Genomic DNA, 24,446 nt, shown 5'->3' with positions numbered 1-24,446 from the left:
AAACAGCACAGCGCACCAAGTCAGTGCTATAAATCAGATCGAATTTTGAATTTGTAACAAAATAAAACATAAGCCGGTCCCATTTTCAGGCGCTTCCCACCTGTTTCCGATCAGACCGGGCGATTGGCAAGGCACTTGCTCTACACCCTGCATCGCTCATAGCTGGAAGCCTTCCAATGCTGGTGATTCATCGCAGAATCGCGCCGCAACCCGACTGGTCCGCCGAGTTGCACCTGACCTTCGAAGCCCGCAGCAAAAGCCGTTTGCGCTGTTTTAGTGCCGACGGCGAAGACGTCGGGCTGTTTCTGGAGCGTGGCCAGCCGCCGCTGCACGACGGCGAATGCCTGCAAGCCGAGGACGGCCGGATCGTGCGGGTCTGCGCGCGCCCGGAAACCCTGCTGCATGTCACCTGCCGCAACGCCTTCGAACTGACCCGCGCCGCCTACCACCTGGGCAACCGTCACGTTGCCCTGCAAGTCGGCGATGGCTGGCTGCGCCTGCTGGACGACTATGTGCTCAAGGCCATGCTCGAACAGCTCGGCGCCAGCACCGAAACCATAGAGGCGCCATTCCAGCCGGAACACGGCGCCTACGGCGGCGGCCATCATCATTCCCGCCACGGCGACGAGGACTTCAACTACGCGCCGCGGCTGCACCAGTTCGGCGTGCGCCCATGAATCCGGCCTGGGCCCTGCTGCGCCTGGCCAGTCCACAGCTGCCGATTGGCGGCTACAGCTATTCCCAGGGCCTGGAAATGGTCGTGGAACAGGCCACCGTCAAGGACCCGCACAGCGCCCGGCGCTGGATCGGCGATCAGTTGCTGCTCAACCTGGCGCGCTTCGAAGCGCCGCTGTTGCTGGCCCATTGTCAGGCGGCCGCCGATGAGGACTGGGCGCAGCTGCTGCAGCTGTGCCAGGAACATCGCGCCAGCCGCGAAACCCGCGAGCTGCACCAGGAAAGCCGGCAGATGGGTTACTCCCTGCAACAGCTGCTGAACGGCCTGCCCGAGCTGGATGTGCCGGCCCGCGCCTTTCTCGAGCAGATCGCCGAGCCGCACCTGGCCCTGGGCTGGGCCCTGGCCGCGCGGGCCTGGCGGATCAGCCCGCAGGACGCCCTGGCCGCCTGGCTGTGGAGCTGGCTGGAAAACCAGCTGGCGGTGCTGATGAAAACCCTGCCCCTGGGCCAGCAGGCCGCCCAGCGCCTGACCAGCGAACTGCTGCCGCTGTTGCAACAGGCCCAGCGCCATGCCTCGAGCCTCGACCCCGAACATTACGGCAGCGCCGCCTTCGGCCTGTCCCTGGCGTGCATGGCCCATGAGCGCCAGTACAGCCGCCTGTTCCGTTCATAAGTCCTTTTATTTTGGTGCCTTTATTTTGGAGAGCCGCATGAACACACAACCTCTGCGCGTCGGCATCGGCGGCCCGGTGGGCTCCGGCAAGACCGCCCTGACCCTGGCCCTGTGCCTGGCCCTGCGCGAACGCTACAACCTGGCGGTGGTGACCAACGATATCTACACCCGCGAAGACGCCGACTTCCTGGTGCGCAACGAGGCCCTGGCGCCCGAACGCATCATCGGTGTGGAAACCGGTGGCTGCCCGCACACGGCGATTCGCGAAGACGCCTCGATCAACCTCGAAGCGGTAGATCAATTGAATCGGCGTTTTCCCGGCCTCGACCTGATTCTGGTGGAGTCCGGCGGCGACAACCTGTCGGCGACCTTCAGCCCGGAACTGTCCGACCTGACCATCTATGTGATCGACGTGTCGGCGGGCGACAAGCTGCCGCGCAAGGGCGGCCCGGGCATCTGCAAGTCCGACCTGCTGGTGATCAACAAGATCGACCTGGCGCCCCTGGTCGGCGCTTCGCTGGAGATGATGGACGGCGATACCCGGCGCATGCGCGGCGGCAAGCCGTTCGTCTTCAGCAATCAGAAGACCGGCCAGGGCCTGGAGGAAATCATCGCCTTTATCGAACGCCAGGGACTGCTGACCGCGGCCTGATCGCTCTTTTCAAACTGCTCAACAAGGAAGCCTGTCCATGACCCTCAAACGCATTCTCGGCACCCTCGCCCTGCTGCTGACTCCCGCCCTGGCCTTCGCGCACCCGGGCCACGGCGACAACGGCCTGATCGCCGGTATCAGCCACCCGATCGGCGGCCTCGACCACTTGCTGGCGATGGTTGCGGTTGGCCTGTGGGCCGCACAGCAACAAGGCGTGGCGCGCTGGGCACTGCCCTGCACTTTCGTCGGCACCATGCTGATCGGCGGCGTGCTGGGTTTTGAAGGACTGAACCTGCCGGCCCTGGAAAGCGGGATCGCCGCGTCGGTCCTGGCCCTCGGCCTGGCCGTGGCCCTGGCGGTGCGTCCGCCGCTGAGCCTGGCGGTGGCCGCCACCGCGCTGTTCGCCCTGTTCCACGGCGTGGCCCACGGCCTGGAACTGCCGGACATGTCCAGCCCCTGGACCTATGCCGCAGGCTTCGTCGCCGCCACCGCGGCACTGCACGCGGCCGGTTACGCCGTGGTACGGGTCCTGCCACAAGCCGCCGCGCCGCTGGTGCGCCTGGCGGGTGCGGCGTCGGCCGCTACCGGCGCCTGGTTGCTGGCAGGCTGAAACGGCCCCTAGTAGGAGCGAGGCTTGCCCGCGATGCGTTCTTGGCGACAGACCGCGTCGCCTGGATCGCGAGCAAGCTTCGCTCCTACAACCAAACGTCCACCGGCGTGTACCACGATCCCCGGGGCCTTCTCTGCTACCATGTCGCGCATTCCACCCTGCCGTGACGACGCCAGCCAATGCCCGATGTTTCCAGCCCCGTTTCCCCGTCTGAATCGACCGCCCTGTTCAAGGCCGTGCAGCAGCATTTCCACACCGTGATCGTGCCGCTCTGGCAGGGGCCGGGCTGGAATCCGGAGCTGGCGCTGCCCTTCGAGGCGCTGGACGCCGAGCATGCCCCGCTGCCGCAGCAACGTTATCGGGCCATGGCCTGCGCCCGGCAGCTGTACCTGTTTTCCAGCCTGATCGGCGATGGGCGCACGCCGCTTGCCCAAGAGCGCGCCGCGGCGCTGTTCCGTTCCCTGCAACGGCACTTCCACGACGCCGAGCACGGTGGCTGGTTCTACAGCATCGATGCCCAGGGCGCACCGCTGGACAGGCGCAAGGACCTCTACACCCACGCCTTCATCATCTTTGCCTGCGCCCATTACTGGGCCAAGGTCCGCGAGCCGCTGGTGGAGTCGGTGCTCAACGCCGCGCTGAAAGTGGTGACCGAGCGTTTTGCCAGCGGCGATAGCCTGTACGAGGCGGTTCTCGCCGAAGACTGGTCGTCCCTGGCGTCCGGCCCCTTGCAGAACCCGCTGATGCACCTGGCCGAAGCCTTCCTCGCCACCCTGGCCGTGCGTGACGACGCCGCTGTGCAAGGTGCATTGCTGGCCCTGTGCGAGGCCATGCAGCAGCGCTTCATCGAGCCACAGCATGGGCTGATGATGGAGAAACCCCTGGGGGCTGTGGATAACTGGTTCGAGCCGGGGCACCAGTTCGAATGGTTCTTCCTGCTGCAATCCTCGGCCCTGCTGCGTGGCTGCCCGTTGCACGCCTCGCTGGAACGAGCCTTTGCCTATGCCGAGCACGTCGGTGTGGATAACCACAGCGGCGCGGTGAGCGGGATGCTGAGTGTCGAGGGCGGCGTGCTCGACCCGACCCAGCGTATCTGGGCCCAGGCCGAATACCTGCGCGCCCTGACCTTGCGCCAGGACAGCGCCGAACGCCTGCAGCGTCAGTTGCTGGCGCTGCAAAAACACTTCCTGCATGCCAAGGGCTGGAACGAGTGCCTGGACGCCCATGGCGTGCTCAGCCGCCGGGACATGCCGTCGACCACGCCTTACCACCTGGCGACCTGCTACCTCGGTTTGGCTGAATACTTCGGCTGACCTTCAGTACGCTATCGCGAGCAAGCTTCGCTCCTACAGAGAAACGCGAAGCTTGCTCGCGATTGAGCGCCTGCGCTCAGGAAGGCCTCAGGCAATCCACTTGCGATCCCCGGTGAAGCTGATGGTCAGCCAGCGCGCGGCATCCGCCTTGCCGAGCTGTGTGGATATCTCCTCGCGCAGCTTGTCCAGCGTCGCCACGCCCTGCAACGGATAGTCCGCCGGCAGCACGATGTGAATCTCGATAAACCGCGCCCGTCCGTGCTTCTGCACATACGAGACGTAGTCGGCAAAGCCGTGCTCGACTTTCGCCTCGTCCATCACTTGGCGAACCTTGTCATCCAGTTGGTCCGGGACAATTCCCAGTACATCGCGCAACGCCGGCTTGAGAATATTGAAGGCCGGCGCCAGCATGCTCAGGGCCAGCAGGATCAGGATTGACGGGTCGACGTAAGCGGCCCACTGGCCATACCCCTGGGTCTTGAGCAGCAACGCGATGAGAAAGCTCACCAGCAAGCCGACCGAGAGCATCGCGTCCACCAGCCAGCTGACGTTGTCGAACTGGATCAACGAGGATTTCAACGTGCGATTGCGATAACGGACGTAGAAGAAATAGGCGAAGCAGACGACGCTAAGCACCGTCGCAAAAGGGATCACCAGGCCCAGTTCGATCTCGCGGCCACCGTTGATGATGCCGAACATACCGCTGAGAAAGGCGTAGATCGCAATCAGCAGCAAAAAGCTGCCCTCGATCAGCAGCACCATAGGTTCCAGGTGCCAGAAGCCGAACTGAAAGCGCTGGTTACTTTCCTTGGCGATCAACTTGGCGGTGATCAGCATCAGGACCTTGATGACGGTCGCGATCAGCGAAAAAAAACCATCGAACAGAATCGATTGGGAACCGGAAAAAAAACCCGTGACGATCGCGGCGATCGCCACGGCGAACATCAGGATGGTCGATTGTTTGAGCAGTACCTGCTCACCTCGGTTACTCACATTTCCTCCTCGAGAACCTTTGAATTCGCGGCCTTGATGCAAGGCAGCGGTGGGTTGCGGAGCGGGAGTCTACCTTGTGCAGGCTGATTCGGGCCTGAACGGCTGTGTTGCCAAACGCATCGGCAGGTGAGGTGTTGCAGTGTAGAACGCAATCGCGGGCAAGCCTCGCTCCTACAGAAATCGCGTCTGTAGGAGCGAGCGGGCGGCGATCCGACTTGCCCGCGATGGATAGTGACGCGGTCTCAGCCCTTGGCGTTGCGCTCGATGGCGAAACCGGCCCAGGTCTGGCTCACCGGCATCAGCTCCAGGCTGTTGATATTGACGTGGGCCGGGGTGTTGAGCACCCAGAAGATGGTGTCGGCGATGTCCTGCGGCTGGATCGGCTCGGCACCGGCGTAGGTGGCGTCATAACGCTCCTGGTCGCCTTTGAAACGCACCAGCGAGAACTCGCTTTCGCACAGGCCCGGCTCGATGTTGGTCACCCGCACGCCAGTGCCTTGCAGGTCGCAACGCAGGTTCAGGGAGAACTGTTTGACGAACGCCTTGCTCGCGCCATACACGTGGCTGCCCGGGTAGGGGTAGTTGCCGGCGATGGAACCGAGGTTGACGATGCCGGCGCCGCGGCCATGGGCGATCAGCCGTGGCAGCAGCAGGCGGGTGCTGTACATCAGGCCCTTGATGTTGGTGTCGACCATGGTGTCCCAGTCGTCCAGGTCGCACTTGGGCGCCGGGTCGACCCCCAGGGCCAGGCCGGCGTTGTTGATCAGCCCGCGCAGCTTGGCAAAGGACGGCGGCAGGTTGGCGATCGCTTCTTCCATGGCCTTGCGGTCCCGCACATCGAGCACCAGGCCATGCACTTCGGTCTGCTTCGACAGTTCGGCGCACAGGGCGTCGAGACGCTCCTCGCGGCGCCCGGTCAGCACCAGCGACCAGCCGGCCTCGGCAAAACGACGGGCACAGGCTTCGCCAAAACCGGAGGTCGCGCCGGTAATAAACAGGGTGGAAGTCATGGTGTTCTCCTTGCTGGGCGTCGAACCGCCGTGGAAATGAAAAATCGTTTCGCAGCATGCCCGGCCTGAATCGCAGCGGCAACCGAGTGTTGTTCATGGGCAGAATGAACGACCTTCGCTTACTGGAAAATCTCTGTCATCGCCCGGCGACTGTACAAAAAACAACCAACCACCGCCAAGCCAGGCAGGTCGTGGCCCGCAGCCATATGCACGCACCTTATCCACAGGACGCTCCACAGTCTTTGGGGGCAAGTGCAAAAGTCTGCAAGCCGCTATCCACAGGGGCTGCAGGCGGTTTTAGAAAGTTTTTTGCTTGACCCGGGCATGGCGTCCATGCAGCCCCGACCGACGAAGTCGACCGGGCGGTCAGGCGAGGGATGGCTTCAAGCCAGTAACGACGCTGCCTGGACGAGTCTTTCCAGAGTTTAATCACAGACTTATCCACAGGCTTGTCCAGGGTGTTTTCGCCCTTTGCCTGCGACAATAAAAAGGTTGACAACGGCTGCTCAAGGTCCGGCAAAAACGCCTGATCAAAAAACAATCACCCGCCTGCAGGCCACGCCGATCAAGGCGTACAGCCAGCTACTCCCACGTTACCCACAGCCAGTTCCACAGCAAACGGGGACAAGTCAAAACCGTGGCAAAACAACTATTTGCAGCGTCTTTATGCCGCGCTTTGCCAGCTTGCGCAGAATGTTTTCCACAATTTGCGCCTTCTGCTGTGGACAAGGTCATCCGCTGCCGCCGGCTTCTGTAGGAGTGAGGCTTGCCCGCGATGAACGATGACGCGATATATCGAACTCACGCGGTGAGCTGATCGCGGGCAATCGAGCGTCGACCGGCCGCTCCTACAGAAACAGAGACAGTCGGATGTGGATAAAAAATGCCCCGGCGGCGCGAGCCGGCGGGGCAGGTCTTATCCACAGTACGCAGGCTCAGTGCCCGCCCAGATACGCGTTACGCACCTCCTCGTTGACCAACAGCTCCTTGCCGGTGCCGCTCAGGCGGATCTCGCCGTTGACCATCACATAGGCTCGGTCCGACAACTTCAGCGCGTGGTTGGCGTTCTGCTCGACCAGGAAGATGGTCATGCCGGTAGAGGCCAGCTCGCGCAGGGTGGCGAAGATCTGCTTCACCACGATCGGCGCCAGCCCAAGGCTCGGTTCGTCCAGCAACAGCAGCTTGGGACGGCTCATCAGCGCGCGGGCGATGGCGAGCATCTGCTGCTCGCCGCCGGACATGGTCATGGCCCGCTGGGTCCGACGTTCCTTGAGCCGCGGGAACAGTTCGAACATGCGCTGCATGTCTTCGGTGGCGTACTTGTCGCCGATGGGAATGGTGCCCATCAGCAGGTTCTCTTCCACCGTCATGTCCGGAAACACCCGGCGCCCTTCCGGCGACTGGGCGATGCCGTTGGAGGCGATGTAGTGCGAGGACTTGTGGGTGATGTCCACACCGCGATAGATGATCTGCCCGGACTCGGCCCGCGGCTGGCCGAAAATCGACATCAGCAGCGTGGACTTGCCGGCACCGTTGGAGCCGATCAGGCTCACGGTTTCACCTTCGTTGATGTGCAGCGAGACTTTCTTCAGGGCCTGGATCGGCCCGTAGTACACATCCAGGTCCTTGAGTTCGAGGATAGGTGCAGTCGTCATACCAGCTCCTCTTCGTCCGCACCCAGGTAGGCGGCAATCACTTTCGGGTCGTTGCGGATCGCTTCGGGCCCGCCCTCGGCGATCACGTTGCCGTGGTCGAGCACCACGATGTGGTCGGAAATACTCATCACCATGCCCATGTCATGTTCGATCAGCACCACGGTCAGGTCGTGCTCGTCGCGCAGCAGCCGGATCATCGCGCTGAGCGCTTCGGTTTCCTGGGGATTGAGGCCGGCGGCCGGTTCGTCAAGGCAGATGATCTGCGGCCGGGTGCACATGGCGCGGGCGATTTCCAGGCGGCGTTGCTGGCCGTAGGACAACTCGCCGGCCAGGCGGTTGGCGCAGTCCACCAGATCCACCACTTCCAGCCAGTAGAAGGCATGGTCCAGGGCATCGCTTTCGGCCTTCTGGTAACCCTTGGTGTTGAGGATGCCGGACAGCAGGTTGCGGTTGACCCACATGTGCTGGGCCACCAACAGGTTCTCCAGCACCGACATTTCCCTGAACAGGCGAATGTTCTGGAAGGTCCGTGCCAGGCCTGCCCGGTTCACCAGGTGGGTACCGCCGAACATCTTGTAGAACAGCCGGCTGGCAAAGCGCTTGGGCGACACGAAGTCGGTCACCCGGAACGGCTCGCCCAGCAGCTTGATGACGTTGGTCGGCGTACCCCGGGTATTGAGGGCGATGTGCCCGCCCGTGGCCTTGTAGAAACCGGTCAGGCAGTTGAACACCGTGGTCTTGCCGGCGCCGTTGGGGCCGATCAGGGCGAAGATGGAGTTGCGTTTGACCTCCAGGCTGACGTCGCTCAGGGCCTTGATGCCACCGAAGTGCATCATCAGGTTCTCTACCTTCAGGATCACTTCATCACTCATGATGCGCTCCTCTCGGTCAAGGCACCCTTGCGCGGGGTCACGCCGGTGCGGCTGATGCGAATCAGGCCCCGGGGTCGCCAGATCATCATCAACACCATGAGGATGCCGAACAGCAGCACCCGGTACTCGGAGAAGCTGCGCAGCAGCTCCGGCGCCACGGTCAGCACGAACGCCGCGATCACCACGCCCACGGTTGAACCCATGCCGCCCAGGACCACGATGGCCAAAATCAGCGCCGACTCGAAGAAGGTGAAGGACGAGGGGTTCACGAAGCCCTGATAGCTGGCGAAGAACACCCCGGCCAGGCCCGCGGTGGAAGCGCCGATGGTGAAGGCCGAGAGTTTCACCAGCACGTGGTTCAGGCCCATGGCGCGGCAGGCAATCTCGTCTTCGCGCAGCGCTTCCCAGGCCCGGCCGACCGGCATGCGGGTCAGCCGGTGCTTGATGTAGAGCACCAGCAGCACCACGATGAACAGCACGATGTAGATGAACAGGAACTTCAGGTTGGGGTTGTATTCCAGACCGAAGAACTCGTGGAACGGCACCCCGCCATCCTTCGCCCGCCGTCCGAACTCCAGGCCGAAGATGGTCGGCGACGGCACCGGCATGCCGTTCGGGCCGCCGGTGAAGGACAGCCAGTTGTTAAGGATCAGGCGGATGATCTCACCGAAGCCCAGGGTCACGATGGCCAGGTAGTCACCGTGCATGCGCAACACCGGGAAGCCGAGTATGCACCCCGCCAGCGCCGCGGCGAGGGCAGCCAGGGGCAGCACGGTCCAGAAGCCCAGGCCCAGGTACTGATAACCCAGGGCCAGGCCGTAGGCACCGATGGCGTAGAACGCCACGTACCCCAGGTCGAGCAGCCCGGCCAGGCCAACCACGATGTTCAGCCCCAGGCCCAGCAGCACGTAGATCAGGCCGAGGATGACCACGGTCAGCAGGTACTTGTTGGCGAAGAACGGGAAGACGATGGCGATCACGATCAGCGCCGGGATGATCCAGCGCAGCCGCGACTTGTAGTCCGGCGCCCGCACATGCACACCGGAGCTGCTGCTTTCGAAACCCTGGAGGATCCTCAGGCCCTTGGGCGTCTGCAGGAACAGGCTCAAGGCAAAGCGGCCGATCATCACGATCGCCACCAGCCAGCCGACACGGGCCGGTTGCAGGTTGAAGCTGTAGCCCTCGAGTACCACACCCACGATAGGACCGAACACGATCAGCGAGATCAGCCCGGCCAGCACGGCGTCGATGACGCTCTTTTTGATATCAATCGGTTTATTGGCAGCAGACATACTTATACCTTCGCCACGAGTGGGCGACCCAGCAGGCCTTGGGGACGGAAAATCAGAATCAGCACCAGCAGCGAGAAACTGAACACGTCTTTGTAGTCGGAGTTGATCAGACCGGAGAACAGCGACTCGGAGATCCCGAGGATGATGCCTCCGAGCATCGCGCCCGGCAGCGAACCGATACCGCCGAGGACCGCCGCGGTGAACGCCTTGATGCCGATGACGAAGCCGGCATAGAAGTCGAACGTGCCGTAGTTCATGGTGATCAGTACGCCCGCCAGCGCAGCCATGGCGGCGCCGATGATGAACACGTAGGAAATCACCCGGTCGGTGTTGATCCCGAGGATCGAGGCCATCTTACGGTCTTGCTGGGTGGCGCGGCACATGCGGCCGAGCTTGGTGTACTTGATGATGTAGGTGAGCAACGCCATGCCGGCGAATGCCGCCACCAGGATGAAGATCTTGGTGTAGGTGAGCTGGACGAAACCGGTGCCGATATCGACCTTCCAGGCGCCGGCCAGCAGCGTCGGTACACCTTGTTGCTTGGCGCCCTGGCTGATCTGCGCGTAGTTCTGCAGGATCAGCGAGATCCCGATGGCGCTGATCAGCGGCGCCAGGCGGGTGGAGTTGCGCAGGGGTTTATAAGCGACGCGCTCGATGACCCAGCCGTAGATCCCCGTCACGACGACGGTGAAGACCAGGGTACCGAGAATGAGCAGCGGGAAGGATTCGATGCCGAAGTAGGCCAGCAGAGCCAGACTGATTGCCGCGAGGTAAGCGGAAATCATGTAAACCTCGCCGTGGGCGAAGTTGATCATGCCAATGATGCCATAGACCATTGTGTAGCCGATGGCGATCAGACCATAGACAGACCCGAGGGTCAGTCCATTGATCAGTTGCTGCAGGAAAATACCATCCATAACGCAATCTCACGCACTTGAGAGACTGCACACAGCGGATACGACGGCCTGGGGTTCAACCACCCGCGCAACACGACAGTTGTGCAGCTCTACGAGAAAAGACAGGTACTGCACGGACACGCATGCAGCAGGCCTGCGCCCTCCCCTGGAGGAAGGGCCGGCCTGCCCGGACGCTCATGTCACTTCTGTTTTTCCAGCTGGTGGTATTTGCCGTCCTTGTCCCACTGGTAAACCACGTAGTCGGAGACTTTCAGGTCGCCCTTGGCGTCCCAGGTCTTCTCGCCCATCACGGTTTTCACCGGGTTGGCCTTGAGCCACTTGGCGGCGTCTTCGCCCTTGTTGGATTTGGCGCCGTTGAAGCCGGCAGCCAGGGCCTGGACCGACGCGTAGGCATACAGGGTGTAGCCTTCAGGCTCGGTGCCGGCCTTGCGGAAAGCGTCGACCACGGTCTTGCTGTCCGGCAGCAGGCGCGGGTCGGCGCCGAAGGTCATGTACACACCGTCGACGTACTGCGGGCCGCCAGCGGTGGTCACCAGTTCGTCGGTGACGATACCGTCGTCGGACATAAACTTGACGTCTTTCAGGCCCTGCTCGCGCAGCTGGCGGACCAGCGGGCCGGCTTCCGGGTGCAGACCGCCGAAGTAGACGACATCGGCACCGGCGGCGCGGATCTTGGTGACCACGGCGCTGAAGTCTTTTTCGCCACGGGTCAGGCCTTCGTACAGCACCGGCGTCACGCCGCGCTTGCTCAGCTGTGCCTTGGTGGCGTCCGCCAGGCCCTGGCCGTAGGTGTCCTTGTCGTGCAGCACCACGACTTTCTTGCCCTTGAGCACGTCGACGATGTAGTCGCCGGCGACGATGCCCTGCTGGTCGTCACGCCCGCACATGCGGAACATGGCGGAGAGGCCACGTTCGGTGACCTGCGGGTTGGTGGAGCCCGGGGTGATGGCGATCACGCCAGCTTCGTCGTACACCTCGGAAGCGGGGATGGTGTTGGAGGAGCAGAAGTGCCCGACCACGCCGATCACCTTGTCCTGGTCGACCAGGCGGTTGGCTACGGCCACGGCCTGTTTCGGTTCGCAGGCGTCGTCGCCCTTGACCAGGACGATCTTCTCGCCATTGACGCCGCCCTTGGCGTTGATTTCGTCAGCCGCTGCCTGTGCACCCTTCATGTACTGCTCGCCAAATGCCGCGTTGGCGCCTGTCATGGGACCCGCTACGCCGATCTTGAGGTCGGCCTGAGCAAACGCAGAAACACCCAACGCAGCTGCCACTGCGAGGGCCAGAAAGCCTTTCTTGTAAAACGTCTGGGACATGAGGTGGTGCTCCAAGGTTTTTTTAGTTGGCACTGCGACTTCACCGAATGCTCAGAGCAAGGGCCGTGCCATTGGTTTTTTATTCTGAAAAAAGTCGCTCTTTTATTGTTATTTCGACTGTTTCGAGCCCTTTTTTATTGGGCGTGCAACCGTCTAAACCGCGGAAGGTGAAACCTTACAAAACATCAGGCGCAACCCGCCTGCGCCATCATTGCAACCGCGGCGCAAATCAACGTGCAACCAGCCTGTAACAGCCTGCGTAACCGAACTGCACACTACTGGTGCGGGACTGCTACGCCCCGCACCACTACAGGCTAGTCGCTGCGCCGAAAAGCGCCGCACCGCGCAACATATTTCCTCTGTCAGATAACGATGCGCAGGCACTGGCCCGCGTGATACAGCGAGAACCCGGCCTCGTACAGGCAACTGCGCAAGCCCACGCCGGCCAGGGGCTGCATGGGGGCGAAGGGAATCGGCAAGGCCTGAGGATTTCCGTTACACAGGTAATCGGCGAACGCCTTGCCGACCACGGTGCCCGTGGTCACGCCCCGGCCGTTGTAGCCGGTGACGGCCACCAGACCGGGCGCCGGTTCGAACAGGCGCATCAGGTGATCGGGGGTAAAGGCGATGCAACCGGTCCAGGTGCACTCCCACTCCACCGTTTTCAGGTAGGGGAAATAATGCTGCTGCACCCGGTCGGCCCAGGCCTTGAGGAACCAGGCCGGCTTCTGGTTGCCATTGCCCAGGCTGCCCAGCAACAGGCGGCCGTCGGCGTCCCGGCGAATGCTGCTGAGCACCTGGCGGGTATCCCAGGAACCCTGGCCACCCGGCAGGATCCGCTGCGCGGCTTCCTCGGTCAGCGGCCTGGAAGCGACCTGGTAGTAGTAACCGGGGAAAAAATTGCGCCGCAACTCGGTCCAGTCGCCTTCGGTGTAGGCGTTGGAGGCAATCACCACCTGCTCGGCCAGCACCGAACCCTGCGCGGTCTGCACCGACCAGCGCTGGCCCTGGCGTTCAAGACGGGTTACCGGCGAGTGATCGAACAACTGCCCCCCCAGGTCGGCCGCGGCCTTGGCCAGGCCACTGACATAGGCCATCGGGTTGACCGTGCCGGCCCGGCGATCGAGCAAGGCGGCGGCGATCTTCCTGGTGCCGGTGGCGGTTTCACAGGCCGCCCCGGTCAACAGCTCGACCGGCGCGCCCCGGCGCTTCCACTGGGCTTCCCGGCTGCGCAGGTCGGCCTCGCCCCGGGCGTTGTGCGCCATGTGCAAGGTGCCTTCGCGGCGCAGCTGGCAATCGATGCGGTATTTGTCGATCAGGCTGAACACCAGGGCCGGCGCCGCCCCCAGCATGCGGTTGAGCTGGCTGCCGACCGCCTCGCCGAAACCGGCTTCGATCTCGTCCGGCGGAATCCACATCCCGGCGTTCACCAGCCCCACGTTGCGCCCCGAACCACCGTGACCGGTGCGATGGGCTTCCAGTACGCAGACCCTTTTGCCCTGCTCCAGCAGGTGCACGGCGGCCGACAGGCCGGTAAAGCCCGCGCCGATCACGCAGACATCCACAGTGACCTCACCCTTGAGCGCGGCATTGTCAGGCCTTTGCGGCGTCAGTTTTTCCCACAGGCATTCTTCGCGTAACGGCATTGCCAAGCTCCACAGTGAAACCCAACAAACAAAAACACAGCATCGCGGGCAAGCCTCGCTCCTACGGTGCTCTGTAGGAGCGAGGCTTGCCCGCGATGGGGTCGATCAATCGAAGGTAATACCCTGCGCCAATGGCAACTCCAGCGAGTAGTTCACGGTGTTGGTCTGCCGACGCATATAGGCACGCCAGGCATCGGAACCGGATTCGCGGCCGCCGCCGGTTTCCTTCTCACCACCGAAGGCGCCGCCGATTTCCGCGCCGCTCGGGCCGATGTTGACGTTGGCGATGCCGCAGTCGCTGCCCACCGCCGACATGAACTTCTCGGCCTCACGCACATCGGTGGTGAAGATGCAGGACGACAGGCCTTGCGGCACGGCGTTGTTCAGGCGCAGCGCTTCGGCGAAATCGCTGTAGCCCACCACATAGAGAATCGGCGCGAAGGTCTCGCTGCACACCACGTCGCTCTGTTCCGGCATCTCGACGATCGCGGGCGATACGTAATAAGCGTTGGGGAACTGGTCTTGCAACTGGCGCTTGCCGCCGAACACCCGGCCGCCCTCGCTCAGGGCCTGCTCCAGCGCATCCTGCATGTTGTCGAAGCTGTGCTTGTCGATCAGCGGACCGATCAGGTTGCCTTGCAGCGGATGGCCGATGCGCACCTTGGAGTAGGCGGCCTTGAGGCGGGTGACGATTTCTTCCTTCACCGACTCATGGGCAATCAGCCGGCGCAACGTCGTGCAGCGCTGGCCGGCGGTACCGACGGCGCTGAACAGGATGGCGCGCACGGCCATGTCCAGGTCGGCGCTCGGCCCCAGGATCATCGCGTTGTTGCCGCCCAGCTCGAGGATGCTGCGGGCGAAACGCGCGGCGACTTTCGGCGCCACTTCGCGGCCCATGCGGGTGCTGCCAGTGGCGCTGATCAGGGCCACGCGCGGGTCGTCCACCAGCGCTTCGCCGGCGTCGCGCCCACCGATGATCACCTGGCTCAGGTATTCGGGGGCATCGCTGAAGTTCTTCAGCACACGTTCGAACAGCGCCTGGCAGGCCAGGGCGGTCAACGGGGTCTTTTCCGAGGGCTTCCAGATCACCGGGTTGCCGCAGACCAGCGCCAGGGTGGTGTTCCAGGCCCAGACTGCGACCGGGAAGTTGAACGCACTGATCACCCCGACGATGCCCAGCGGGTGCCAGGTCTCGCGCATGTGGTGGCCTGGGCGCTCGGAGGCGATGGTCAGGCCGTACAGCTGGCGCGACAGGCCGACCGCGAAATCGCAGATGTCGATCATTTCCTGCACTTCGCCCAGGCCTTCCTGGGTGATCTTGCCGGCTTCCCAGGACACCAGCTCGCCGAGGTCGGCCTTGTATTCGCGCAGCACTTCGCCGAACTGGCGCACCAGCTCGCCGCGACGCGGCGCCGGCACCTTGCGCCACAACTCGAATGCATGCTCCGCGCGACTGACCTGCTGCTCCACCTCGGCTGCGCCCTGCCAGTTCACGGAAGCGATGCGGCTGCCGTCGATCGGCGAATGCACGGGCTGCTTGCCCGATTGATACAGGGCCGGGTTCACACCAAGACGATCAAGCAATGCGGCAACCATGGGTCACTCCTTACAGATGGAAAGCAAAAAAATCGCAGCCGCTGACACGGCTATTCAGATCTGTAGTTGTAGCCGGCCCGAGACTTGCCAACAAACGACGATTAGGCGAGATATCATTCCGTTTATTCATGCTGCGCAGCCGAGACAAGAACAAGGAACCCTCGATGCTGAATAAACGCTACCTGCCCTCGATCACCGCCCTGCAGTGTTTCGAGGCCGTCACCCGGCACCTGAGCTTCACCCGCGCCGCCGAAGAACTGAACCTGACCCAGAGCGCGGTCAGCAAGCAGGTCGCGCAGTTGGAAGAACTCCTGCAGCACCTGCTGTTTCGCCGGGTACGCCGGCGTCTGCAACTGACCCCGGCCGGCGATCTGTACCTGGTGGAGGTGCGCAAGATCCTCTCGCAGATCGAGATGTCGACCCATTACCTGCGCTCCTACGGTGGCGAAACCGAAGTCCTGCGGGTGTCCACCCCATCGACCTTCGGCGCGCGCTGGCTGGTGCCGCGCCTCAAGGGCTGGCGCCTGCGCCACCCGCAGATCCACCTGGACCTGTGCAACGAACAGGAAGCCGACGACCTGCTGCAGGGCCGCAGCGACATGGCGTTCTACTTCGGCCAGGGCTCACGCCCCGGCACCGAGTGCCTGAAGCTGTTCGGCGAAGAACTGGTGGCGGTCTGCGCCCCCGGCAGCCTGCCGGACAAGCCGTTCACCGACCCGACGCAGTTGGCCGAACTGGTGCTGCTGCAACTGGCCTCGCGGCCGCAGGCCTGGCATGACTGGTTCGACAGCCAGGGTTACCACACCGAGCACAGCTATCACGGCCCGCGCTTCGAAACTTTCTATATGTGCATCCGGGCCGCTCAGGTCGGCTGCGGCGTGGCCCTGCTGCCGCGGTTCCTGGTGGAGGAAGAGCTGGCCGAGGGCAAGCTGGTGCTGGCCTGGGACTATGCCATGCCCAGCCACGATGCCTATTACCTGGCCTACCCTGAACATGCGGCCGAAGTGCCCAAGGTGCGGGACTTCGTACGCTGGATGCTGGAGCAGATCGACAGCCCGACGCCGGCCTGATCCGGGATGGGTGCAGGCCGCACGGGCGCTATCGCGGGCGGGCTTCGCTCCGACAAGAGCAGCGCCGTACCCGTAGGAGCGAGGCTTGCCCGCGATGAGGCCAACAGCCCCGACAATGCCCCAAGCAAAAAACGCTGGCAAAACCCACAGCGGATATGCGCCACTACTGCCTTTATTGAACAAGCTGGAAAGCCGCGCCCTTGATCGCGGCCAGCATGGAGATTCCCGTTATGAGCGAGAGTGTGTTTGCCGATCGCATCGTGCAGAACCTGCTCGACACCGACTTCTACAAACTGACCATGATGCAGGCGGTGCTGCACAACTACCCCAATGTGGAAGTCGAATGGGAATTCCGCTGCCGCAACAGCGAGGACCTGCGCCCCTACCTGGCGGAGATCCGCTATCAGTTCGAGCGCCTGGGCGACCTGAGCCTGAGCGCCGACCAGTTGAGCTTTCTCGAACGCATCAGCTTCCTGAAACCGGACTTCCTGCGCTTTCTCGGGCTGTTCCGCTTCAACCTGCGTTATGTGCATACCGGTATCGAGAACGGCGAGCTGTTCATCCGCCTGCGCGGGCCCTGGCTGCATGTGATCCTGTTCGAAGTGCCGATGCTGGCGATCGTCAGCGAGGTGCGTAACCGCTATCGCTACCGCGAAGTCGTCCTGGAACAGGCCCGCGAACAGCTGTATCGCAAGTTCGACTGGCTGAGCGCCAACGCCAGCGCCGATGAATTGTCGCATCTGCAGGTGGCCGACTTCGGCACCCGCCGGCGCTTCTCGTACCGGGTCCAGGAAGAGGTGGTGAATGTGCTCAAGCACGACTTCCCCGGACGATTCGTCGGTACCAGCAACGTGCACCTGTCCCGCGAGCTGGACATGAAACCCCTGGGCACCATGGCCCACGAATGGATCATGGCCCACCAGCAACTGGGGCCGCGGCTGATCGACAGCCAGATCGCCGCCCTCGACTGCTGGGTCCGCGAATACCGTGGCCTGCTGGGGATCGCCCTGACCGACTGCATCACCACCGACGCCTTCCTCAACGACTTCGATCTGTACTTCGCCAAGCTGTTCGACGGTTTGCGCCACGACTCGGGCGATCCGATCGCCTGGGCGGAAAAAGCCATCGCCCACTACCTGAAACTGGGCATCGAGCCGATGAGCAAGACCCTGGTGTTCTCCGACAGCCTGACGCTGCCCAAATCCCTGGAGATTTTTCGCGCGTTGCATGGTCGGATCAATGTCAGCTTCGGTATCGGCACCAACCTGACGTGCGATATTCCCGGTGTCGAGCCGATGAGCATCGTGCTTAAAATGGCCGCCTGCAATGGCCAGCCCGTCGCCAAGATCTCCGACGAAGCGGGCAAGACCCATTGCAAGGATCCCAACTTCGTCGCTTATCTGCGCCACGTTTTCCAAGTACCTGCCGCCCTTTCTGGCACATCAAGCAAGGAGTGAATCATGCAAGCCGTACAGCGTGAGATTGCTGAACAGCTCAAGGTCCAACCCCCTTTCAAGGACCAGGCCGCTCTCGAGGCAGAAGTCGCCCGGCGGGTCGCGTTCATCCAGCAATGCCTGCTCAATTCCGGGCTCAAGACCCTGGTGCTGGGCATCAGCGGTGGCGTCGACTCCCTGACCGCGGGCCTGCTGGCCCAGCGGGCGGTGCGCGAACTGCGCGCCAGCAGCGGCGACCAGGGCTATCGTTTCATCGCCGTGCGCCTGCCGTACGACGTGCAGTTCGACGAACACGATGCCCAGGCCTCGGTGGACTTCATCGAACCCGACGAGCGCCACACCGTGAACATCGGTCCGGCGGTCAAGTCCCTGGCCAATGAAGTGGCGGCCTTCGAAGGCCACCAGGCGGTAACCCGGGACTTCGTGCTCGGCAATACCAAGGCACGCATGCGCATGGTCGCGCAGTACACCATCGCCGGCGCCGCCCACGGCCTGGTGATCGGCACCGACCACGCCGCCGAAGCGGTGATGGGCTTCTTCACCAAGTTCGGCGACGGCGCCTGCGACCTGGCGCCGCTGAGCGGGCTGGTGAAGAACCAGGTGCGGGCCGTTGCCCGGCATTTCGGCGCGCCGGAGTCGCTGGTGGAGAAGATCCCTACCGCCGACCTCGAAGACCTGTCTCCGGGCAAGCCGGATGAAGCCTCCCACGGCGTGACCTACGCCGAGATCGACGCCTTCCTCCACGGCCAGCCGGTGCGCGAGGAAGCGTTCAAGATCATCTGCAACACCTACAACAAGACCCATCACAAACGCGTGATGCCGTTCGCGCCTTGAGGTGATGAGGTGACGCAAAAGCCCGCCGCGGGAAATCCTCGGCGGGCTTTTTGTTGTGTGTTGGCTGGGCTGGCGTTATCGCGAGCACGCTTCGCTCCTGCAGAAGCTTGTGGGTGCCAGGCTTGCCCGCGACCGACCGCCCACAAAAAAGCGCCCCGAAGGGCGCTTTTTCATCACGCGGGATCAACCTATCACTTCAGCACCACGGCGCCTTTCATCATCGAGTTGTGGCCCGGGAACGAGCAGAAGAACTCGTAGCTTTCGCCAGCGGTCAGCTTCGACACGTCGAAGGTCACCGAGTCTTTTTCGCCAGAGCCGATGATCTTGGTGTGGGCGATGACGCGGCTGTCGCCTGGTTTCAGGTAGTCCTTGTCGATGCCGGCAGCCATGCCGTCGGTCGCGATGCCGGCCATGTCCGCGCTTTTGCTCAGCACCCAGTTATGGCCCATGACGTTCTTCGGCAGACTGCCAGAGTGGGTCAGGTTCACGGTGAAGGTCTTGCAGCTCTTGTCGATGGTGATTTCCTTCGTGTTGAAGGACATCTGGTCGGTAGAGTCGACATCGACCTTGCATTCGGCGGCCATCAGCTGGCTGCTGGCCAGTGTCAGCAGGGATACCGCAACGAGTTTGGCAAACATGGTGAATCTCCAAGGCAGGGTTAACAAAATCCATCTGAATCCATGAAGGTGAAGACTGCCTGAATTTTTCACAAGTTCCTATGATTCAAATCAAGAAATTGTATACAACTTTGCGCTATCGGCCTGATCGAGAGAATCAAACAGCCAGCCGACTGCCGCGGACCTATGCTCGGCGCACATCACTATCGGAGTGTCTGCCATGCACCTCAACAGCCTGTTCCGCAGCCTGCTCGCCGCCTACGCCTGTGGCGCCAGCGGCACCTATGAAAGCCCCCGCCGCGAGGATTGACCCTTGGAGCGCGGCCGACCAGCCATTACTCTGTGGCCCTCACCGACCATGGAGTAAGGCATGTCTTTAACGTCTGTATGCGTGTTCTGCGGTGCCAGCACCGGCACCAACCCGGCCTACCGCGAGGCCGCCGAAGCCCTCGGGCGCCATCTGGCCGAACGCAAACTGACCCTGGTCTATGGCGGTGGCGCTGTCGGCCTGATGGGCCTAGTCGCCGACGCGGCCCTGGCGGCCGGCGGTGAAGTCATCGGTATCATTCCCCAGAGCCTCAAGGACAAGGAAATCGGCCATCCGGGCCTGACGCGCCTGGAGGTGGTCGACGGCATGCACGCCCGCAAGGCACGCATGGCCGAGCTGAGCGACGCCTTCATCGCGCTGCCGGGCGGCCTGGGCACCCTGGAAGAATTGTTCGAGGTCTGGACCTGGGGCCAACTGGGCTACCACGCCAAGCCCCTGGGGCTGCTGGAAGTGAATGGCTTCTACGAGAAACTCACGGGTTTTCTCGATCACATCGTCGGCGAAGGCTTCGTTCGCGCCCCGCACCGTGACATGCTGCAAGTGAGCGAATCGCCGCGCAAACTGCTGGATGCGCTGCAAGCCTGGCAACCCAGGGTAGCCCCCAAATGGGCCGAGCAAAAACCCGATTAACCGCCGGGCTCCGATACAAGGCAGAATACGCGCCGCTCAACCTCACCTTCGACCCCAGAGGATCGCCCATGGCTAAACCCAATTACTCCTTCGCCAAACGTCAGCGAGACCTGGCAAAGGAGCAGAAGAAAGAGGAAAAGCTGCAACGCAAGAAAGCGGCCGCTGAAGAAGCCGGCGCACCGAGCCCGGATACAGAAGACGAAGTGGCCGTCGACGACGCCAATACAGCAGACGATCAGACCCCCAAGGCCTGAGACCCGCCAGGCCTGATGCTTCTATCAGGCCCTCGGGATCTAGGGTCGGCCATCCGTTGCCGACCCTCGGATACCCAGCGCTTTGACAATCGAATCGCGATACCCCCGTGGCAAGTTGGCCGGTAGCTGGTCAGTTGCGAACAGGCCGATTTCCTTGTGCTCGTGGCTGACGGTCGGCACAAAACCACCCAGGAGCCGGCAGCGATAGGTCGAGATAAACACATGCTTGCCGGGGATGACCTCAAACAGGTACGAATCCAGCGGCTCCTCCACCGCCACCCGCACGTCCAGCTCTTCCTCGATCTCCCGCGCCAGACATTGCGGCGCCGTCTCCCCCAGCTCGATCCGCCCGCCGGGCAGCTCCCACTCGTCACGCTCGTTGAGCATCAGCACCACCAATCCTTCGGGGGATTGCAGCACGCCCTTGATCGATACCGGGAACATAAGCGACTCCTGTAAAGCCTGTAGCCGCTGCCGAAGGCTGCGCTCGGGCGCGTAGCGGCCGTATTTTTCAGACCGCTGGAAGGTTCTGCGAACCTTATCGCAGCCTGCGGCAGCGGCTACAAAGAGATCCGTTCATTCAGCGGCATCACCGTCACCCGCACTTCCGGGTCGTGGCTGCCGCCGCCGAGAATCACCCCGCGCAACGGCGAGACATCGGAAAAGTCCCGGCCCCAGGCCAGGGTGATGTGTTCCAGTGCCGGCTGCACGTTGTTGGTCGGGTCGAAATCCACCCAGCCGAGCACCGGGCAGAACACCGAAACCCAGGCATGGGAGGCATCCGCGCCGATCAGGCGTGGCTGCCCCGGTGGCGGCTGGGTCAGCAGATAGCCGCTGACATAACGCGCCGCCAAACCGCGGGAACGCAAGCACGCCAGCATCAGGTGGGCGAAATCCTGGCAGACCCCGCGCCGCCGCTCCAGCACCTCCACCAGCGGTGTCGCCACCTGGGTGGCTTCGGCATCGAAGGTGAACTCGCTGAAGATCTTCTCCATCAACGCCTGTACCCCCAGCAGCAACGGGCGCCCGGCAGGGAAACAGCTTTCGGAAAACTCGACGAAGCTTTTCTTCAGGTGCACATAAGGCGACTCGAAGCGATAGCGGCAAGCCTCCATCAAGGCCGCGGACAACGGCCGGCTGCTGTAGGTCAGCGCATTGCGGGTGGCGTCCCAGGGCAATGACCGGGTGAAGTCCAGCGCAGGCCGGGCCAGCACCTCCACCGTCAGCTGCGCATTGACCAGCAACTCGTCATGGGGACGCTCGAATGCCAGCCGGGTCAGCGGATTGCCGAACACATCCAGCTCGTCGCGGCGGGTGGTGGGGTCGGGGCTGATCAGCAGCTCCTGCTGGCTGCAATGCTGCCAGGCGCAGGCCCGCGGCCACAGGTGCGCCAGCTGCTGGGCCAGGGAAACCGGGCTGTCGTAGTGGTAATGGGTATCGTGGAAGATCTGGTAATGAGCGCTCATCAGACGGACACCGTTTGTTGGCTGACATCGTCGACATGGGCGAAATGCCGCAGCGCCAGGCGGTCGGAAACCTGCCCGCTGGCGTCGGCGATTTCCTGCAACAGGTCGGCCAGGCCTTCGAGTGCCGCACGCACGCTGGCCTCGCCGAACAGCGGGTTCTCCAGGCAGCCCAGGTCGAAGCGCGACAGGCGCTTCACCAGCACGGGCAAGCCGGCCTCGCGCGGCACGCCAAAGTCGTCGTTCAAGCGATTGAGGGTCCGGGTCACCAGCTTCAGCTGGAACAGCACTGCGTGGGGGTTCTGCTCATCGAGCAGCAACAAGTCGAGCACCGGGATCAACTGCGCCACCGCCAGGTAGCGCGAACGGTAGGTGATGCTGCTGTTGCCCAGTTCCAGCAGCCACTCCAGCCCGGCCTGGTCGGGCGCGGAGGAATCGCGCAGGAAGGCCGCCAGGCTGCTGCTGAGGAACTGCAGGCGCTCGATGCGCCGGCCGATCATCAAAAAGCGCCAGCCTTCGTCGCGGGTCATATCGTCCAGGGCAAAGCCCGACAGGGCCGCCAGGGACATCACCAGGCGGTTGAGGAAGTCCAGCAACTCGCCGAAGTCCGGCTCGCGGGCTTCCAGCGCCAGGGCTTCGCGCTGCAATTCCACCAGCGCCTGCCAGTTTTCCCGCGAGAGCTTGCCGCGCACCTGGGATGCCGCCCACTGCAGGCGTTGCAGGTTGGAGCGCAGGCTGAAGGACCAGTCGTCCCCCTGCAGGGCCGCCAACAGACGCTCGGGCAGCTCGCCCTCGTCTGGCAGCAGCATCAGGCTTTCGCCCAGATCGACCGCCGCCTGCAAGGCCTGCGGGTCATCGCCGTCGACATAACGCGCGAGCATGATCCGCAACAACCGCGCGCTGCCATCGCAACGCTCGCAGTAGCGGCCGAACCAGAACAGGTTTTCCACCACCCGCGACGGCAGGTACGGATCACGCCGCACCAGGTCATGCACGCCGATGGTCCGCTGGCCCTTCCACTGTTCGCCGCTGGGCGCACGCTCGCCCAGCACCCAGGTGTCCTTGCTGGCGCCGCCGCGCTGCATCGATACCACTTCGGCATCGGCCTCGGCGGCCACCCGGGTCAAGCCGCCCGGCAGCACCCGATAACCGTCGCGGCTGGCCACGGCATACACCCGCATGCCGATGGCCCGCGGTTGCAGCTGGCCGTCTTCGGCCTGCCAGACCGGCGCCTGGGACAGCTGCGCCAGTTCCTGGGCGACATAGGCATAAGGTCGCGCCCGCATGCGCTCGGCCAGGGCCTGGCGCTCTTTCTCGCAGAGGTCGCGGCCGAACAAGGGGGCAAAACTCTGGGACGGGAACGCCGGCTTGATCAGCAGCTCCGGGAGTTTTTCCAGGGCCTGGGCCAGCACCGGTGCCTCGCCGCACCACCAGGTGGCGACCGACGGCAGGATCAGTTCTTCGCCAAACAGGTGCTCGCTGATCTTCGGCAGGAAACCCAGCAGGCCTGGCGATTCCAGCACGCCGCTGCCCAGGGCATTGGCCACCAGCACCCGGCCCCGCCGCGCCGCCTCCAGCAGCCCCGGCACACCGAGGGCCGAGTCGGTGCGCAGCTCCAGCGGGTCGCAGAAGTCGTCGTCGAGCCGGCGCATGATCGCGTGCACCCGCCGCAGGCCGCTCAGGGTCTTGAGGTAGACCGTGGCGTCGCGCACCGTCAGGTCGCCGCCCTCCACCAGCGGATAACCGAGCTGGCGCGCCAGGTACAGGTGCTCGAAATAGCTCTCGTTGAAACGCCCCGGGGTCAGCAGCACGATCAGTGGCGCTTCGTCGTCCCGGGGTGCCTGGCGGGCCAGGGTTTCCTGCAGGGTGCGGAAGAACCCGGCCAGGTGCTGCACCTGCAGGTCGCGGTACAGGTCCGGAAAGGCCCGGGACACGATCATGCGGTTTTCCAGGGCGTAGCCGGCGCCGGAGGGCGCCTGGGTACGGTCAGCGGTGACCCACCAGCGCCCGTCCGGGGTGCGCGCCAAGTCGACCGCGTACAGGTGCAGGAAAGCGCCGTCCGGCGGCTGGATGCCCTGGCACGGCCAGAGAAAATTGTTATGGCCGAACACCAGTTCGGCCGGCAGCAGGCCTTCGCTGATCAGCCGCTGGGGGCCGTACAGGTCGGCCAGTACCGCATTGAGCAAACGCGCCCGCTGGGCGATCCCGGCGGACAGCTGCTGCCATTCATCGGCGGCGATCACATGGGGCAGCAGGTCCAGTTCCCACGGCCGGTCGGCGCCCTTGGGGTCGGCATAGACGTTGTAGGTGACGCCGTTTTCCTGGATCTGCCGGGTCAGCAGGGCCTGGCGCTGCATCAACTGCGCCGGCGTGCTGCGCTGCAACTGGTCGAACAGCCGGCGCCAGTGCGGGCGCACCGCGCCGCTGGCGTCGAGCAGTTCGTGGTAGGTACCCGCCGTCAGCGGGTAGTGGTCAAGCAGGTCAGGCATGGAGAGCTCGGCAGACGGCAAGGTAAGTCAGATTAACGCAGACACATGACACCCGGATATGCGAAACATCCGGGCGTCGCGTCTACT

At 63.5% G+C, this 24,446-nt stretch carries 23 protein-coding genes; 10 read left to right on the top strand and 13 right to left on the bottom strand.

What is annotated here, in order from left to right; genetic code table 11:
• Nucleotides 1-176 precede the first annotated feature (176 nt).
• The 5 genes from ureE (at nucleotide 177) to J4D52_RS00880 (ending at nucleotide 3,923) form a co-directional block, all read left to right on the top strand.
• A complete protein-coding gene (gene ureE / locus J4D52_RS00900; protein ID WP_063428046.1) occupies nucleotides 177-677 on the top strand; it encodes an urease accessory protein UreE in 501 nt (166 codons plus the stop codon).
• On the top strand, nucleotides 674-1,348 hold the full coding sequence (locus J4D52_RS00895; RefSeq protein ID WP_102675952.1) for an urease accessory protein UreF: 675 nt from the start codon (nucleotides 674-676) through the stop codon (nucleotides 1,346-1,348). The genes ureE and J4D52_RS00895 overlap by 4 nt, the downstream gene beginning before the upstream one ends.
• Before the next feature lie 37 nt (nucleotides 1,349-1,385).
• A complete protein-coding gene (gene ureG, locus J4D52_RS00890; RefSeq protein WP_009046721.1) occupies nucleotides 1,386-2,000 on the top strand; it encodes an urease accessory protein UreG in 615 nt (204 codons plus the stop codon).
• Between the two features lie 37 nt (nucleotides 2,001-2,037).
• Entirely contained in the window at nucleotides 2,038-2,610 is a 573-nt protein-coding gene (locus J4D52_RS00885) for a HupE/UreJ family protein (RefSeq protein WP_102675951.1), read from the top strand.
• A 179-nt stretch (nucleotides 2,611-2,789) separates the two neighbouring features.
• Nucleotides 2,790-3,923, top strand: a complete 1,134-nt coding sequence (locus J4D52_RS00880) for an AGE family epimerase/isomerase (protein WP_102675950.1) — start codon at nucleotides 2,790-2,792, stop codon at nucleotides 3,921-3,923.
• An 87-nt stretch (nucleotides 3,924-4,010) separates the two neighbouring features.
• Here J4D52_RS00880 and J4D52_RS00875 read toward each other — a convergent pair whose 3' ends face one another.
• The 9 genes from J4D52_RS00875 to J4D52_RS00835 form a co-directional block, all read right to left on the bottom strand.
• Nucleotides 4,011-4,916, bottom strand: a complete 906-nt coding sequence (locus tag J4D52_RS00875) for a cation diffusion facilitator family transporter (RefSeq protein ID WP_053277227.1) — start codon at nucleotides 4,914-4,916, stop codon at nucleotides 4,011-4,013.
• 242 nt (nucleotides 4,917-5,158) lie between these two features.
• Nucleotides 5,159-5,926 carry an SDR family oxidoreductase gene (locus J4D52_RS00870; RefSeq protein ID WP_007925222.1) on the bottom strand — a complete coding sequence of 256 codons (768 nt, stop codon included), beginning with the start codon at nucleotides 5,924-5,926 and terminating at the stop codon, nucleotides 5,159-5,161.
• A gap of 935 nt (nucleotides 5,927-6,861) precedes the next feature.
• A complete protein-coding gene (locus tag J4D52_RS00865) occupies nucleotides 6,862-7,581 on the bottom strand; it encodes an ABC transporter ATP-binding protein (RefSeq protein WP_009046717.1) in 720 nt (239 codons plus the stop codon).
• Nucleotides 7,578-8,453 (bottom strand): ABC transporter ATP-binding protein, encoded by an 876-nt coding sequence (locus tag J4D52_RS00860; protein ID WP_023970244.1) that lies wholly within the window; start codon nucleotides 8,451-8,453, stop codon nucleotides 7,578-7,580. The genes J4D52_RS00865 and J4D52_RS00860 overlap by 4 nt, the downstream gene beginning before the upstream one ends.
• Nucleotides 8,450-9,745, bottom strand: coding sequence for a high-affinity branched-chain amino acid ABC transporter permease LivM (livM, locus tag J4D52_RS00855; protein WP_009046715.1), 1,296 nt, complete (start codon nucleotides 9,743-9,745; stop codon nucleotides 8,450-8,452). The genes J4D52_RS00860 and livM overlap by 4 nt, the downstream gene beginning before the upstream one ends.
• A 2-nt stretch (nucleotides 9,746-9,747) precedes the next feature.
• Entirely contained in the window at nucleotides 9,748-10,662 is a 915-nt protein-coding gene (locus J4D52_RS00850) for an ABC transporter permease subunit (protein WP_053259441.1), read from the bottom strand.
• Between the two features lie 179 nt (nucleotides 10,663-10,841).
• Nucleotides 10,842-11,978: a branched-chain amino acid ABC transporter substrate-binding protein gene (locus J4D52_RS00845; protein WP_009046713.1), complete on the bottom strand. Its 1,137-nt coding sequence runs from the start codon at nucleotides 11,976-11,978 to the stop codon at nucleotides 10,842-10,844.
• 362 nt (nucleotides 11,979-12,340) lie between these two features.
• Entirely contained in the window at nucleotides 12,341-13,624 is a 1,284-nt protein-coding gene (locus J4D52_RS00840; RefSeq protein ID WP_063428029.1) for an FAD-binding oxidoreductase, read from the bottom strand.
• A gap of 105 nt (nucleotides 13,625-13,729) precedes the next feature.
• Nucleotides 13,730-15,220: an aldehyde dehydrogenase family protein gene (locus J4D52_RS00835; protein WP_063428027.1), complete on the bottom strand. Its 1,491-nt coding sequence runs from the start codon at nucleotides 15,218-15,220 to the stop codon at nucleotides 13,730-13,732.
• Between the two features lie 164 nt (nucleotides 15,221-15,384).
• Between J4D52_RS00835 and J4D52_RS00830 the strand changes: the two genes are divergently transcribed.
• The 3 genes from J4D52_RS00830 (at nucleotide 15,385) to nadE (ending at nucleotide 18,578) form a co-directional block, all read left to right on the top strand.
• Nucleotides 15,385-16,290: a LysR family transcriptional regulator gene (locus tag J4D52_RS00830; protein WP_025808040.1), complete on the top strand. Its 906-nt coding sequence runs from the start codon at nucleotides 15,385-15,387 to the stop codon at nucleotides 16,288-16,290.
• Between the two features lie 230 nt (nucleotides 16,291-16,520).
• Entirely contained in the window at nucleotides 16,521-17,747 is a 1,227-nt protein-coding gene (gene pncB, locus J4D52_RS00825; protein ID WP_063428025.1) for a nicotinate phosphoribosyltransferase, read from the top strand.
• Nucleotides 17,748-17,750: 3 nt separating this feature from the next.
• Entirely contained in the window at nucleotides 17,751-18,578 is an 828-nt protein-coding gene (nadE, locus tag J4D52_RS00820; RefSeq protein ID WP_025808044.1) for an ammonia-dependent NAD(+) synthetase, read from the top strand.
• A gap of 191 nt (nucleotides 18,579-18,769) precedes the next feature.
• Here the strand turns inward: nadE and azu are convergent, their stop codons facing one another.
• A complete protein-coding gene (gene azu / locus J4D52_RS00815; RefSeq protein WP_009046707.1) occupies nucleotides 18,770-19,216 on the bottom strand; it encodes an azurin in 447 nt (148 codons plus the stop codon).
• A 349-nt stretch (nucleotides 19,217-19,565) separates the two neighbouring features.
• Here azu and J4D52_RS00810 point away from each other — a divergent pair, with 349 nt between their 5' ends.
• On the top strand, nucleotides 19,566-20,153 hold the full coding sequence (locus J4D52_RS00810; RefSeq protein WP_025808045.1) for a TIGR00730 family Rossman fold protein: 588 nt from the start codon (nucleotides 19,566-19,568) through the stop codon (nucleotides 20,151-20,153).
• Between the two features lie 68 nt (nucleotides 20,154-20,221).
• Nucleotides 20,222-20,407 (top strand): hypothetical protein, encoded by a 186-nt coding sequence (locus J4D52_RS00805; RefSeq protein WP_102675949.1) that lies wholly within the window; start codon nucleotides 20,222-20,224, stop codon nucleotides 20,405-20,407.
• 39 nt (nucleotides 20,408-20,446) lie between these two features.
• Here the strand turns inward: J4D52_RS00805 and J4D52_RS00800 are convergent, their stop codons facing one another.
• The 3 genes from J4D52_RS00800 to J4D52_RS00790 form a co-directional block, all read right to left on the bottom strand.
• Nucleotides 20,447-20,851, bottom strand: a complete 405-nt coding sequence (locus J4D52_RS00800; RefSeq protein WP_102675948.1) for an NUDIX domain-containing protein — start codon at nucleotides 20,849-20,851, stop codon at nucleotides 20,447-20,449.
• A gap of 116 nt (nucleotides 20,852-20,967) precedes the next feature.
• Nucleotides 20,968-21,873, bottom strand: a complete 906-nt coding sequence (locus J4D52_RS00795; protein ID WP_102675947.1) for a transglutaminase family protein — start codon at nucleotides 21,871-21,873, stop codon at nucleotides 20,968-20,970.
• Nucleotides 21,873-24,359 (bottom strand): circularly permuted type 2 ATP-grasp protein, encoded by a 2,487-nt coding sequence (locus tag J4D52_RS00790; RefSeq protein ID WP_102675946.1) that lies wholly within the window; start codon nucleotides 24,357-24,359, stop codon nucleotides 21,873-21,875. The genes J4D52_RS00795 and J4D52_RS00790 overlap by 1 nt, the downstream gene beginning before the upstream one ends.
• Nucleotides 24,360-24,446: the final 87 nt, after the last annotated feature.

It is taken from the genome of Pseudomonas sp. GW460-12-10-14-TSB1, assembly GCF_017349775.1.
GTDB classification, from domain to species: Bacteria; Pseudomonadota; Gammaproteobacteria; order Pseudomonadales; family Pseudomonadaceae; genus Aquipseudomonas; species Aquipseudomonas piscium.
Note: the sequence above shows the minus strand (reverse complement) of the source record. Positions and strands in the feature narration are given on the sequence as shown.